Origin of the sequence: Micromonospora sp. MH33 (assembly GCF_003013775.1) — a bacterium.
Classification (GTDB): Bacteria; Actinomycetota; Actinomycetes; order Mycobacteriales; family Micromonosporaceae; genus Micromonospora; species Micromonospora fulviviridis.
The window spans coordinates 1-11,079 of record NZ_MUYZ01000236.1 but is presented as its reverse complement, the minus strand read 5'-3'; the positions used below and the strand labels follow the sequence as shown (position 1 = coordinate 11,079).

Genomic DNA, 11,079 nt, shown 5'->3' with positions numbered 1-11,079 from the left:
CGCCGCGGCGTTCGGCGCCGCCGTGACGGCCGTGCTGGCCGGGGCCGCGTCCCGGCGCTGGCTCGCCTCCGGGACGGCGGCAGCCGTGCTGCTCGGCCTGGCCGCCGCGGCCGTCACGGGTGACGGGCCGGGCAGCGGCTCCGCCACGCCGGTGGACCGGGACCGCTGCCTGGTCGGGGTGTGGCGGCTCTCCGCCGGCCGCTACCACTTCCACGTGGCGACGGACTCGGTCCTGGGCCGGCTGGCCGGGCTGCCCGCGGCCACGACCGTCGACCTGGCCAGCGGTGCGTCGACCGGGTATGCCACCGCGTACCGGGTGGACGGCACGGCGACGGACCTGTACGACCTGGCGGTGGCGGAGGGGACGCTGAACGGGCACACCGTCCAGCGGGTGCGCCGGGGCACCCAGACCTACCGGTGGACGGCCGGGTCGGGCCGGTACACCCAGCGGAACGTGGTGACCACCGGTGATCTCGCCCTGCTGCGGGTGGACGGGCGGGAGGCCGACGTGACCACGGTGGTGGACGACTCGGCCAGCACGTACCGGTGCGGACCGGGCGAGCTGGTGATCCGGTCCGACGGCGACGACGGCTCGTGGGGCGAGGAGACGTTCGTCCGCAGCCCGGCGTGACGGGACCCACCGGTGTCCGGTGGTCCCGCCAACCGCTACGCGGTGACCACGTCGAGCCGCGGGCCGGCCGGTTGCCCGGCCCCGGCCAGGGCCAGCAGTGTCTGCCCGGTGGCGTCGTCGACGATGGCGACCCGTACCGCCTCGGGCTCGTCGTCGACCAGCGGCACCGCGAAGACCGCGGTGGCCGGCCGGCCCTGGTAGCGCGCGGCGTGGCCGACGAAGCGCCAATCCCCGTCGTTCCAGTGTTCGCGGACGTCGGAGCGGAGCAGCGGCGCCACCCGCCGGTAGGAGTCGCTGAGCTGGACCTGCTGCACGGTGGCGAGCAGCGGCAGCCCGGAGCCGCCGCGCAGCGGGTTGGTCAGCCGGGCACGGAGCCGGCGCAGCGGCAGCAGCCAGGCGGCATCGAGTTCGGGCGAGAGCGCCACCACGGCCGCCGCCTCGGCCAGCAGCACGGCGCCGCCGGCGATCGGGCGGTCGGCGAGCGCGACGGCGCTCTCCAGCCGCGGGCCGGGCGGCAGCACGAGGAGCGCGCCGAGGGTCAGCTCGACGACCCCGAGCAGCCGGTACGCGGGCAGCGCGCGGTCCTCCCCGAGCAGCGGGGCGAGCGCGGAGCGGCGGGCGGCCGTCGCGGCGTGCCGGTTGAGGAGTTTGACGCGTGCGGACCAGATCAGCACCGCACCGACGACCAGCGGTTGCAGCGCCGCGATCATGTCGATCATGGGTTCTCCCCTCGGGTGGGGCCGACGGGTGACGCCTGGGCGGCGGGGGTGGCGCGCCGCCCGACGACGGCTCCAGCTCGGCGCGTGCCGCGCCGCGACCTGGAGCCGTCGGGCGTACCGGTCAGGCGGCGGCGTAGACGGTGGCGATGTCGATCTCGTTGGTGTCCGGGTGCCAGGCGCCGAGCACCTGGACGTGCCGGCCGACCCGGAGCAGGGACAGGTCGCTGATGGCCGGGGTGCCGTTGTAGACCGCGGCGGACCGGCCGGGCACGACGTGGGCGACGATGCGCTGGCCCTTGTGGTCGAGGTGCAGCAGGTTGCGGCCGACGGCGGCGATGTGCGCGTGCAGGTTGACGATGTTCACCCACACCGAGTCGGCGGCGAGCGTGCCGTCGGGCAGGCGGACGCCGCGGGCGTAGAGCCCGTCGCCGATGGCGACCTGGTCGAACGTGGTCGGGTGGAGTTTCCAGATGCTCGTGCCGTCGGTGATCCGGATCGAGTGCAGCACGGTGTCGGATCCGGTGACCAGCAGCAGGTGGCCGGAGATCTTGCTGATCCGGCCCTCGACGAAGTTCGGGTCGGGCGCGCCGGGCTCGACGGTCGCCGGCTCGGCGGCGAAGGCCGCCTCGGGGGCGAGCGAGCCGAGTCCGGTGGCGCCCACCACGCCGCCGAGCGCGGCGGTGGCGAGGAGGCGGCGGCGGTCCAGGGTCTGGGGCATGGGGGAACCCTCCCGTTCAGACGGTGTCGACCGAGCAGGGCCGCAGCCCCACGGAGAGACTGCCGATCGCACTGAACGCCGCGGGCGTCAGGTCGATGATCCGGTTGCTGCCGCAGGCCGAGCCGCAGCAGGTGCGCTCGCCGCAGAACAGGTCGGTCTGCGGGCCGCAGTCGGCGATGGTGGTGCCGACCCGGGCGCCGTTGCAGAGGTTGGTGGTGTAGTGCCGGAAGCCGCAACCCCGCCGGCTCATGCTGAGGCCGCAGGTGTCCGGATGGGTGATGGCCCAGCACGCGTCCGAGGTGTTCGGCCAGGCGTGCTGGTAGTTGCCCGACTTGCAGGTGCCGCAGGCGCCGCCCCCGGCGGTGCCGCACGGTCCCCAGGCGGTGCCGCAGCAGAACCACGACACCTCGCCTTGTATGGCCGCCATGGATACCTCCTTCCCGATCGCTGATCGACAGCGATGGACGTCGATATAGATGGCGATTGTTGTGACAAGAACCATCCACGTCAACAGGCGGGGCGAAGATTTCCTACAGACGGAATTCGCTCAGCGGTTCACCGTCCGGCGGGGACCACGTACGGGAAGGAGGCGGCGCGGGCGTCCCTGGTGACATCGGGGGTGAGACCGGAGGTCATCCCGGTGTTGAGCACCAGGGAGAACATCACCTCGGGCGCGTTGTCGGCCATGGTGCGCCCGTTGCGGGCGGCGAACCCGTAGTTCGCCGGGGTGCCGATCTGGTAGGACAGCAGGTCCGGGTAGACCTCGCGGGCCACGCTCCGGCCGTACGCCGCGGGATCCGGCGCGGTGCCGTTGGCGGCCACCACCCGGGCGACCGTCGAGGCGATCTCCTCGCCGTCGGCCCGCAGATCCTCACAGGGGTGGCGGGTGTTGGCCGGGTTCGAGAAGTCGGTGTCGGTGGGCCAGAAGATCGGCCACATCATCGGGTGGCCGGCGCGATTGATCTGCCGCCATCCCCCGGCGTCGGTGGCGAGTTTGGTGGCCGCCCAGACGCCGACCCGGGTGCCGTCGCGCAGCATCGGCTCGTCCCGGGACACCTCGATCACGATCGAGTCGACGGTGGTGCCGGCGAAGCTGTTCTTCGCGTTCCCCGGCTGCCAGGCGGAGCGGTCCAGCCGGGCGCCGTTCTTGAAGGCGTCGTTGACGGTGGCGAGCTGGTCCAGGTCGATGTAGAAGGGGTCGGTGATCCGCCCGGCCCACACCCGCAGGTTGCCGCCGGGATGCGACATGGCTGTCTCCCGGGTCAGCGGCTCGGCACGGCAGGCCCGAGCCTATCCGGGCAGAACGGCCCAAAACCTCCAATCAGCACTATCCCCGGGCTGGCCGGTGGGTTACCGTCAGCGGGTGATCCCGGTGGAGGCCGCGGCGGCCGCGTACGCCCAGTGGCTCACGCCCGCCCTGCCGCTCTACGGCAACGACCACGAGCGGGCCGACTTCGCTCCCTGAGGCGCCCCGGCACCCGACGCCTCCTTTCCCCGTCACGTCGCACCGGGAGCGATGTCCCATGTCCGTCGACAGTTCCGGGATCCGGGCGGTGCTGCGCGCACCCCAGGTCCTCCGGGTCCTCCTCAGCAGCCAGGTCGGCCGGCTGCCCACCGCCAGCGGGCCGCTGGCCCTGCTCCTCTTCGCCCGCCAGTCGCTGAGCCTGGCCGCCGCCGGCCTGCTCGTCGCCGCATATACCGCCGGAATGGCGGTGGGCACCCCGCTGCTCGCCCGGGCCGTGGACCGCTGGCGGCAGCCGCCCGTGCTGTGGGGCGCCGCGATCCTCTCCGGCCTCGGGTTCGGGGCGGTGGCGCTGACCGGCGGGCACGTCACCGGCGCCGTGGTCGGCGCGGCGGTGGCCGGGCTGGGCACGCCGCCGCTGGAGGCGTGCCTGCGTACCCTCTGGCCCGCCCTGCTCCCGCCCGCCACGGTGCCCACCGCGTACACGCTGGACATCGCCGTGCAGGAGGTGATCTTCGTGGTCGGCCCGCTGGTCACCCTCCTCGCGGTGACCCTGGCCGGCCCGCCCGCCGGGCTGATCGCCGCCGGGATTCTGCAGCTCGCCGGCACCGCGGCGTACGCGCTCAGCCCCGCCGTCCGCGCCTGGCGCGGCCTGCCGGCGGTCCGGCACTGGGCCGGCCCGCTGCGCGTACCCCGGTTCACCGTCATGATGGGCGGCGTCGTCGGCGTCGGCGCGGCGGTCGGCAGCATCGCCGTGGCGGTGACCGGCTACGCCGAGACGGCCGGCGACCGGCGGCTCAGCGGCTGGCTGCTCGCGGCGCAGGCGGCCGGCGCGCTGGCCGGGGGCCTGCTCTACACCCGGGCCCGGCCGGGCGGGCCCGGGCGGCTGCCACTGCTGGCCGCCGGACTCACGATCGGCTACCTGCCGTTGCTGCTCGCCCCCGGCCCGGTGCCGATGGCCGGCCTGCTCGTGGTCAGCGGGCTGGCCCTGCCGCCGGTGCTGACCGCCATCTTCCTCACCGCCGAGCGGCTCGCCGAGCCGGGCACGGTGGCCGAGGCCTTCGCGTGGGTGAGCACGGCGTTCGTGGTGGGCAGCGCCGCCGGCTCCGCGCTCGCCGGCCCGCTGGTGTCGACGAGCCTCCGGTACGGGCTGGCGATCGCCCCGGCCGCCGCGCTGCTCGGCACCGTGGTGCTCTGGGCCGTCTCCCGCGCCGACCGGTCGCGACGGTCGGAGAACGGCCCCGAGCCCGGGGCGGAGGTCTACGCTCGGTCCTCATGACACCCGCGCGTCCGGGGCCCGGAAACCCGGCCCCGGCCGGGTGACCACCGTCGAGGTCTTCTTCGACCTCGGCGGCGTGGCGCTGCACCTGGCCGGGATCGCCGGCCTGCGCCGGTCGCTGCACGCCGCCCCAACGCTGAGCCGGCTGGTCACCGGCGCCGCCGTGCTCGCCACCATCCCGGTCGGGACGCGGCTCAACGCCCGCGCACAGCTCACCGCGGTGGTGCTGGTCGTGAGGCTGCTGGTTGACCGGCGGCGGCACGCGATCGCGACCGGGCGGCCCGCGCCGGCCGGCGGCCCGGGTCAGGCCCGGTAGCGGTAGCCCATCCCCGGCTCGGTGATCAGGTGCCGGGGTCGGGCCCGGTCGTCCTCCAGCTTGCGCCGATGTGGTGGCCGGCGGCCGGGATCGGCAGGCTTTCACGCCCCGCGGGCCGCCGTGGAACTCAGCGTCGGCGATCAGGGCCGACGCGGTGAAGGGGATGCGTCAGCGCCGCACCTCGCGCCAGCCGGCGCCGCTGCCGCGCCACGCCCCGGCCAGGATGCTCGCCGAGCCCCGGCTCGGGCACTCCTGGATCTTCGACCGGCCGGCGGCGCCGCCGATCTGGGCCTGCACTTCCCACCGGTGCCCATCGGTGCGGATGTAGACGTCGCGGCGCCCACGAGGGGCGCTGACCCCGTTCCACCAGTGTTCCTCGACCATCACAACGTGACGGTAGCGCAGCAGCCTACCGGCCCGCACCTGCCGGTACGGGCCGGATCGCCGGCTCAGCCGTCCAGGCGGCGGACCATGTTCATGATCGTCTCGACCTGGGCACCACCCTTGATCGGGTAATTCGTCGCGCCGAGGTAGCCCCACCAGTCCCAGCAGCCGTTCGGGTTCACCCCGCTGGCGACGGCCTGCGGATAGAGCACGATGAGTCGGTTGGTGTCGGCGTACTGGTTGAGGTTGGCCCGGTCGACGAAGGCGGTGCCGACCTTGGCGTACCCCTGGGCGCAGCCGTGCAGGGCGACCAGCAGGCGGCAGGTGGTCCCGGCGGCGCAGGCGCTCGGCACGTACGCGAAGCCGTTGGCGTCCATGCTCAGCCCGTTGGCCCAGCCGTTGGTGGCGAAGGTGTCCTGACCGAACCGGATCAGGGTGCCGCCCAGCGGGCCGGTGTTCGGCGCGGCGACCGAGCCGAGCAGCTTGCCGAGGAACGCCCCCTGCGGGTCGGTGCCGCAGTCGGCGAGGAACGGGGAGGCGGTGGCCGTGCAGCCGACCGTGCCGTACGGGGTGACCCAGGAGTGGCCGGCCGCGCTGCCGGAGTCGTAGCGGACGTTCGCCCCGAAGTCCTGGTAGTAGCGGACCAGGTCGTCGGTGACGGACTTCTTCACGGTGCTGTCGTTGCCGCCGTGGTAGACGTACACCGGCTGGCCGGCGAGGTTGCCGGTGCCGTCCACCCAGCCGTAGGACGCCCAGGTGCGGGTGTAGCTCTCCAGGGTGGCGAGGTGGGTCGGGTAGAGGTTGTCGCCGCAGCCGTAGAGGGCCTGGGAGACGTTGTTCTGGGCGCAGTAGTAGGGGCCGGCCGCGAAGACTGCGGCCCCCCGGATCCGCGCCGAGTAGGCGACCTGGAGCTGGGTGGCCAGGTACCCGCCGGAGGAGACCCCGGCGACGTACACGGCGGAGATCGGGTAGCTGCGCAGCGAGCCGGCGACCGGGGTCTTGGTGTAGGGCGTGCTCGCGGCCCGGGCGGCGACGCCGCCGGGCAGGACCAGGAGGAGGGCTGCGGCGAGGGCGGTGGCGGCTTTCCACGGTGTCTTCATGGCGTTCTCCCGTCGGAGCGCCGGCGGGACGGCCGGCGTGCCGGCACGCTAACGTGACATAGACAACAGCAGATATCCGCGCGGCCGACACCTCGGGGACGGCGGCGGTGTGGCCGTCCCACGGTCGTTTCCGCCCGGGTGGGTCGGGTACGCGCCGAACATGCCCGAGGGTCACCTCATCCACCGGTACGCGCGGGAGCAGCACGAGGCGCTCGCCGGGAGCGACGTCGCGCTCTCCAGCCCGCAGGGCCGCTTCGACCCGGCCCCCTACGCGGGCCGCCCGCTGCGGGCCGTCGAGGCCGACGGCAAGCACCTGCTCTACCACTTCCCCGGCGCGCCCGTCCTGCACGTGCACCTCGGGCTGCGCGGGCTGTTCCTGCGCTACGACGACCCGGCCGTGCCGCCCCGCCCCGGCACCCGGCTGCGGCTGGCCGGCCCGGCGGTGGCGTACGACCTCATCGCGCCGATCCGCTGCGAGCCGCTGCCGGCGGACGCGGAGCGCGCCCTGCGGGCCTCGCTCGGGCCGGACCCGCTGCGCGCCGACGCCGACCCGGCCGAGGCGGGGACCTGGGCCAGGTGGTCAGCGACCCGGCCGCGCCGGACGAGCGGTGGGTGTACAAGCGGACGCACTGCCGCCGCTGCGGCAGCCCGGTGCGGAGCTGGCAACTCGGCGGGAGCACCGCGTACGCCTGCCCGGTGGACCAGCCGGCCGGCTAATCCGGTTGGCCGGCCGGCCGCCCGGCGGCTAGCCTCGCCGCCAACGTCACTCCGACTGCCTGAAGAGGGTGTTTTGGTGCCCGTGCCGAGCGCTTCCCGTCTCGTTCCGACCTTCGCACCCTTCCCTTGGAGTGACCGCTTTGGATCTGCCACGTAGCTTCACCATCCGCGAGGGCGACCTCCGGATCCTCAACCCGTTCGACGACGCCAAGCTCGCCACCCTGGGCCGGGCGATCAAGCTCCGACCCGGCGCGTCGATCCTCGACCTGTGCAGCGGCAAGGGCGAGCTGCTCTGCACCTGGGCCCGGGACCACGGCGTCACCGGCACCGGAGTGGACATCAGCACCGCCTTCACCGCCGCCGCCCGGGCGCGCGCCGCCGAGCTGGGCGTCGCCGACCGGGTCCGCTTCGTGCACGGCGACGCCGCGACCTACGTACCCGAGCAGCACGTCGACCTGGCCGCCTGCGTCGGGGCGACCTGGATCGGCGGGGGTGTCCCCGGCACCCTGGAGATCCTGGAGCGCGGCCTGCGCCCCGGCGGGATGGTCCTCGTGGGTGAGCCGTACTGGCGGCTCGACCCGCCCGACGAGGAGACCCTGGTCGGCTGCCACACCCGCTCGCGGGAGGAGTTCCAGGACCTGCCCGGGCTGGTCGGGCTCTTCGGCGAGTGCGGCTGGGACCTGGTCGAGATGGTCCTCGCCGACCAGGACAGCTGGGACCGGTACGCCGCCGCGCACTGGCTCAACCTGCGCCGCTGGCTGGACGCGAACCCCGACGACGAGTTGGCCGGGGAGCTGCGCCGGGAACTGACCAAGGACCCGGTGCGGCACGTCCGCTACCAGCGGGAGTACCTGGGCTGGGGCGTCTTCGCCCTGCTCCGCCGCTGACCGGCCGGACCGGCTCCCGCCCACCCGGTCGGGAGCCGGTCCCGGCCGGCTTAGCGGACGGCCGCACAGGGTAGAGCCAGACCATGGGACAGCTGCGCACGTCGCCGCCGCCGCCGCAGGCCGCCGAGCTGGAGCAGTGGGTGCTCAGCACGGCCGAGGAACTGCGTAAGCTGCGGGCCTCGCTACGCGACGCGCTGACCCGGCACGGCCTGGTCCAGGGCGAGGACCTCGACGAGGTGCCCCACCTGGTGGTGCTCGTGGCCACCGAACTGGCGACGAACGCGCTGCGGCACGGCCAGCCGCCGACGATCGTCACCCTACTCGCGGCCGACGACTGCTTCCTGCTCGACGTGGCGGACCACGACCTCAGCACCGTCCCCGGGCTGGGCGACATCCACCCGCTCGACTCAGGCGGCCGCGGGCTCATGCTGGCCGAGTCGGTCTCGCTCGCCGTCGGCTGGTACGCCACCGACGAGACCAAGAACATCTGGGCCTCGTTCCCCCGCTGAGCGTCGCCGACCCGTCGCCGGCGACGCTTTTCGTGCATCGCCGTCGCTTACTGGAACCCGGCCACCGGGTGCGGGACGTAGGGCGCCTCCAGGGCCGCCACCTCCTCGTCGGTCAGCTCCAACTCCAGCGCGGCCACCGCGTCGGTCAGGTGGTGCGGCTTGGTCGCGCCCACGATCGGTGCGGTGACCGCCGGGTTGCGGGCCACCCAGGCCAGCGCCACCTGCGCCCGGGGCACGCCGCGCGCCGCCGCGATCCGGGCCACCGCGTCGACCACCGCCCGGTCGTTCTCCTCGGTACGCGCGTACAGCGCCCGGCCGAACTCGTCGGTCTCCGCCCGCGCGGTGCGCTCCCCCCAGTCCCGGGTCAGCCGGCCCCTGGCCAGGGGGCTCCACGGGATCACCGCCACGCCCTGGTCGAGGCAGAGCGGCAGCATCTCCCGCTCCTCCTCGCGGTAGAGCAGGTTGTAGTGGTTCTGCATCGAGACGAACCGGGTCCAGCCGTGCCGCTCGGCGGCCCAGAGCGCCTTGGCGAACTGCCACGCGTACATCGAGGAGGCGCCGAGGTACCGGACCTTGCCGGCCCGGACCAGGTCGTGCAGCGTCTCCAGGGTCTCCTCGATCGGCGTGGTCGGGTCGAGCCGGTGGATCTGGTAGAGGTCGACGTAGTCGGTGCCCAGCCGGCGCAGGCTCGCGTCGATCTCGCTCATGATGTGCTTGCGGGACAGGCCGCCCCGGTTCGGCCCGGCGCCCATCCGGCCGTGCACCTTGGTGGCGATCACCACGTCGTCGCGGCGGGCGAAGTCCTTCAGCGCCCGGCCGACGATCTCCTCGCTGGTGCCGTCGGAGTAGACGTTGGCCGTGTCGAAGAAGGTGACCCCCAGCTCCAGCGCCTGCTGGATGAAGGGGCGGCTCTCCTGCTCCGGCAGGGACCAGGGGTGCCCGCCGCGGCCCGGCTCGCCGTAGCTCATGCAGCCGAGGCAGAGCCGGGACACCTCCAGGCCGGTGGATCCGAACTTCACGTACTCCATGCGGTCCATCTCACCACCGGCGGGCGCGCGGCGCAGGGACCGGCTCAGTCCCCGTCGCCGTGACCGGCGGTCGCCGCCGGGGTGTCGCCCCACACGGCCTTCGCTCCGGAGTCGCCCACGCGGTAGACCTGCACCAGGTTCGCCGCCGCGACCACCACGGCCAGCACCGCGACCACCACGCCGACCGCGCCGCGGCCGGAGGGACGCGGGCGTTCCGTCACGCCCTCGGCCGGCCTGCCGGACCGGCGGTGCAGCCAGACCAGCGCGACCGCGGCGACCAGCAGCGGCAGCGCGAACCAGATCAGGGTGTCCCCCAGCTCGGCGTGCCTGCCCGGGTCACCGACCCGGCGCTCCAGGCCCTCGCCGCTCTGGGTGGCGAGCGGGATGGCGGCGACGGCCAGCGCGGCGATCAGCACGACGAGTACGCCGAAGCGGCCCCGCCAGGACGGGCGGACGGCCAGCGCGACCACGCCCAGCGCGGCCAGCGGCAGGAGGACCACGACGGCGTGCACCACGAGCGGGTGCACCGGCAGTCCGTTGACGGTGTCGGGCACGGTCTCTCCTCGACGATCGGGGGCGTTCACTGTCCGGCCCCACAGTGCCCAGCGTTTCTTGGGAAGTTCTTGCGGCGGGTTCAGGCCGCCGGCAGGAGCAGCGTGACGGTGGCGCCCCGCCCCCGCGCGCCGGCGAGCTCGACCGTGCCGCGGTGGGCGCGCGCCACGTGCTGCACCAGCGCCAGGCCCAGCCCGAACCGGCGGCCGGCTCCGGCGGTGCCGTGCGCGAAGCGGTCGAAGAGCCGGTCCGCCTCGGCCGGGTCCAGCCCCACCCCGTCGTCGGCGACCGCGGCGGCTACGCGACCGTCGCGGCCGGTCACGCTCACCGTGACGTGGCCGCCGTCGATCGCGTGTCCGACGGCGTTGTCCACCAGCGCGGTCAGCGCCCGGCGCAGGGCCGTACGGGCACCCCGGACCCGGGCCGGCCCGGGTGCCTCGACCCGCAGCTCGACCTGGTGCTCCTGCGCGTACGCGGACATGCTCGCCACCACCTCGCGTGCCACCTCGGCCAGGTCCACCTCGGTGTCCGGCAGCGGCTGGTGCTCGGCGGCGGCCGACACCAGCAGGTCCTCGACCACCTCGCCGAGCGCCCGGGTGTCCGCCACGAGCTGGTCGAGCTGGTCGGTGAGCCGGTCCGCCGGCCGGCTCCGCGCGCGGCGGGCCAGCACCTGCGCCCGGGTGTGCAGCACGGTGAGCGGGGTGCGCAGCTCGTGCGAGGCGTCGGCGACGAAGCGGCGCTGCAGGGCCAGCGCGGTGGCCAGCGGCGCGACCGCCC

At 74.5% G+C, this 11,079-nt stretch carries 15 protein-coding genes and 1 pseudogene; 6 read left to right on the top strand and 10 right to left on the bottom strand.

Going from position 1 to position 11,079, the window contains the following annotated elements; translation table 11 throughout:
- Positions 1 to 631, top strand: a 631-nt coding sequence (locus tag B0E53_RS27125) for a hypothetical protein (protein WP_168215417.1), incomplete at its 5' end; no start/stop codon positions are given.
- Between the two features lie 35 nt (positions 632 to 666).
- On the opposite strand, the gene B0E53_RS27120 is transcribed toward B0E53_RS27125, so the two are convergent.
- From B0E53_RS27120 to B0E53_RS27105, 4 genes are all read right to left on the bottom strand, one after another.
- Positions 667 to 1,350, bottom strand: coding sequence for a hypothetical protein (locus B0E53_RS27120; RefSeq protein ID WP_107078618.1), 684 nt, complete (start codon positions 1,348 to 1,350; stop codon positions 667 to 669).
- Between the two features lie 121 nt (positions 1,351 to 1,471).
- Positions 1,472 to 2,068: a cell wall protein gene (locus B0E53_RS27115; RefSeq protein ID WP_107078617.1), complete on the bottom strand. Its 597-nt coding sequence runs from the start codon at positions 2,066 to 2,068 to the stop codon at positions 1,472 to 1,474.
- Positions 2,069 to 2,084: 16 nt separating this feature from the next.
- On the bottom strand, positions 2,085 to 2,495 hold the full coding sequence (locus tag B0E53_RS27110) for a hypothetical protein (RefSeq protein ID WP_107078616.1): 411 nt from the start codon (positions 2,493 to 2,495) through the stop codon (positions 2,085 to 2,087).
- Positions 2,496 to 2,623: 128 nt separating this feature from the next.
- Entirely contained in the window at positions 2,624 to 3,316 is a 693-nt protein-coding gene (locus tag B0E53_RS27105) for a DUF4331 family protein (RefSeq protein WP_107078615.1), read from the bottom strand.
- 275 nt (positions 3,317 to 3,591) lie between these two features.
- On the opposite strand from B0E53_RS27105, the gene B0E53_RS27100 reads away from it, so the two are divergent.
- Both B0E53_RS27100 and B0E53_RS27095 read left to right on the top strand, forming a co-directional pair.
- Positions 3,592 to 4,809, top strand: a complete 1,218-nt coding sequence (locus B0E53_RS27100) for an MFS transporter (protein ID WP_210406232.1) — start codon at positions 3,592 to 3,594, stop codon at positions 4,807 to 4,809.
- 40 nt (positions 4,810 to 4,849) lie between these two features.
- A complete protein-coding gene (locus B0E53_RS27095; RefSeq protein ID WP_107078614.1) occupies positions 4,850 to 5,125 on the top strand; it encodes a hypothetical protein in 276 nt (91 codons plus the stop codon).
- Here B0E53_RS27095 and B0E53_RS40455 read toward each other — a convergent pair.
- From B0E53_RS40455 to B0E53_RS27080, 3 genes and pseudogenes are all read right to left on the bottom strand, one after another.
- Positions 5,113 to 5,193 (bottom strand): annotated as a pseudogene (locus B0E53_RS40455) (DNA-binding response regulator); the annotation flags it as partial. The gene B0E53_RS27095 and the pseudogene B0E53_RS40455 sit on opposite strands and share 13 nt — an antisense overlap.
- Before the next feature lie 100 nt (positions 5,194 to 5,293).
- Positions 5,294 to 5,509, bottom strand: coding sequence for a hypothetical protein (locus B0E53_RS27085; RefSeq protein WP_246835614.1), 216 nt, complete (start codon positions 5,507 to 5,509; stop codon positions 5,294 to 5,296).
- Positions 5,510 to 5,574: 65 nt separating this feature from the next.
- Positions 5,575 to 6,609 (bottom strand): PHB depolymerase family esterase, encoded by a 1,035-nt coding sequence (locus B0E53_RS27080; protein WP_107078612.1) that lies wholly within the window; start codon positions 6,607 to 6,609, stop codon positions 5,575 to 5,577.
- Between the two features lie 160 nt (positions 6,610 to 6,769).
- Between B0E53_RS27080 and B0E53_RS27075 the strand changes: the two genes are divergently transcribed.
- The 3 genes from B0E53_RS27075 (at position 6,770) to B0E53_RS27065 (ending at position 8,722) form a co-directional block, all read left to right on the top strand.
- On the top strand, positions 6,770 to 7,483 hold the full coding sequence (locus B0E53_RS27075) for a DNA-formamidopyrimidine glycosylase family protein (RefSeq protein WP_210406231.1): 714 nt from the start codon (positions 6,770 to 6,772) through the stop codon (positions 7,481 to 7,483).
- A complete protein-coding gene (locus B0E53_RS27070) occupies positions 7,458 to 8,213 on the top strand; it encodes a methyltransferase domain-containing protein (protein WP_210406230.1) in 756 nt (251 codons plus the stop codon). Before B0E53_RS27075 ends, B0E53_RS27070 begins: the two co-directional genes overlap by 26 nt.
- An 83-nt stretch (positions 8,214 to 8,296) precedes the next feature.
- Positions 8,297 to 8,722 (top strand): ATP-binding protein, encoded by a 426-nt coding sequence (locus B0E53_RS27065; protein ID WP_107078610.1) that lies wholly within the window; start codon positions 8,297 to 8,299, stop codon positions 8,720 to 8,722.
- Between the two features lie 47 nt (positions 8,723 to 8,769).
- Here B0E53_RS27065 and B0E53_RS27060 read toward each other — a convergent pair whose 3' ends face one another.
- The 3 genes from B0E53_RS27060 to B0E53_RS27050 all read right to left on the bottom strand — a co-directional run.
- Positions 8,770 to 9,750, bottom strand: coding sequence for an aldo/keto reductase (locus B0E53_RS27060; protein ID WP_107078619.1), 981 nt, complete (start codon positions 9,748 to 9,750; stop codon positions 8,770 to 8,772).
- A gap of 44 nt (positions 9,751 to 9,794) precedes the next feature.
- Positions 9,795 to 10,304 carry a DUF2231 domain-containing protein gene (locus B0E53_RS27055; RefSeq protein ID WP_107078609.1) on the bottom strand — a complete coding sequence of 170 codons (510 nt, stop codon included), beginning with the start codon at positions 10,302 to 10,304 and terminating at the stop codon, positions 9,795 to 9,797.
- Positions 10,305 to 10,384: 80 nt separating this feature from the next.
- Positions 10,385 to 11,079 (bottom strand): HAMP domain-containing sensor histidine kinase (locus B0E53_RS27050; protein ID WP_146167783.1); only part of this gene is annotated, 695 nt, incomplete at its 5' end.

What these genes read in the sequence shown, in the direction of transcription:
- B0E53_RS27120 (WP_107078618.1), bottom strand. Translation starts at nt 1,350, where the DNA reads ATGATCGACATGATCGCGGCGCTGCAACCGCTGGTCGTCGGTGCGGTG.
- B0E53_RS27115 (WP_107078617.1), bottom strand. Translation starts at nt 2,068, where the DNA reads ATGCCCCAGACCCTGGACCGCCGCCGCCTCCTCGCCACCGCCGCGCTC.
- B0E53_RS27110 (WP_107078616.1), bottom strand. Translation starts at nt 2,495, where the DNA reads ATGGCGGCCATACAAGGCGAGGTGTCGTGGTTCTGCTGCGGCACCGCC.
- B0E53_RS27105 (WP_107078615.1), bottom strand. Translation starts at nt 3,316, where the DNA reads ATGTCGCATCCCGGCGGCAACCTGCGGGTGTGGGCCGGGCGGATCACC.
- B0E53_RS27100 (WP_210406232.1), top strand. Translation starts at nt 3,592, where the DNA reads ATGTCCGTCGACAGTTCCGGGATCCGGGCGGTGCTGCGCGCACCCCAG.
- B0E53_RS27085 (WP_246835614.1), bottom strand. Translation starts at nt 5,509, where the DNA reads ATGGTCGAGGAACACTGGTGGAACGGGGTCAGCGCCCCTCGTGGGCGC.
- B0E53_RS27080 (WP_107078612.1), bottom strand. Translation starts at nt 6,609, where the DNA reads ATGAAGACACCGTGGAAAGCCGCCACCGCCCTCGCCGCAGCCCTCCTC.
- B0E53_RS27075 (WP_210406231.1), top strand. Translation starts at nt 6,770, where the DNA reads ATGCCCGAGGGTCACCTCATCCACCGGTACGCGCGGGAGCAGCACGAG.
- B0E53_RS27065 (WP_107078610.1), top strand. Translation starts at nt 8,297, where the DNA reads ATGGGACAGCTGCGCACGTCGCCGCCGCCGCCGCAGGCCGCCGAGCTG.
- B0E53_RS27060 (WP_107078619.1), bottom strand. Translation starts at nt 9,750, where the DNA reads ATGGAGTACGTGAAGTTCGGATCCACCGGCCTGGAGGTGTCCCGGCTC.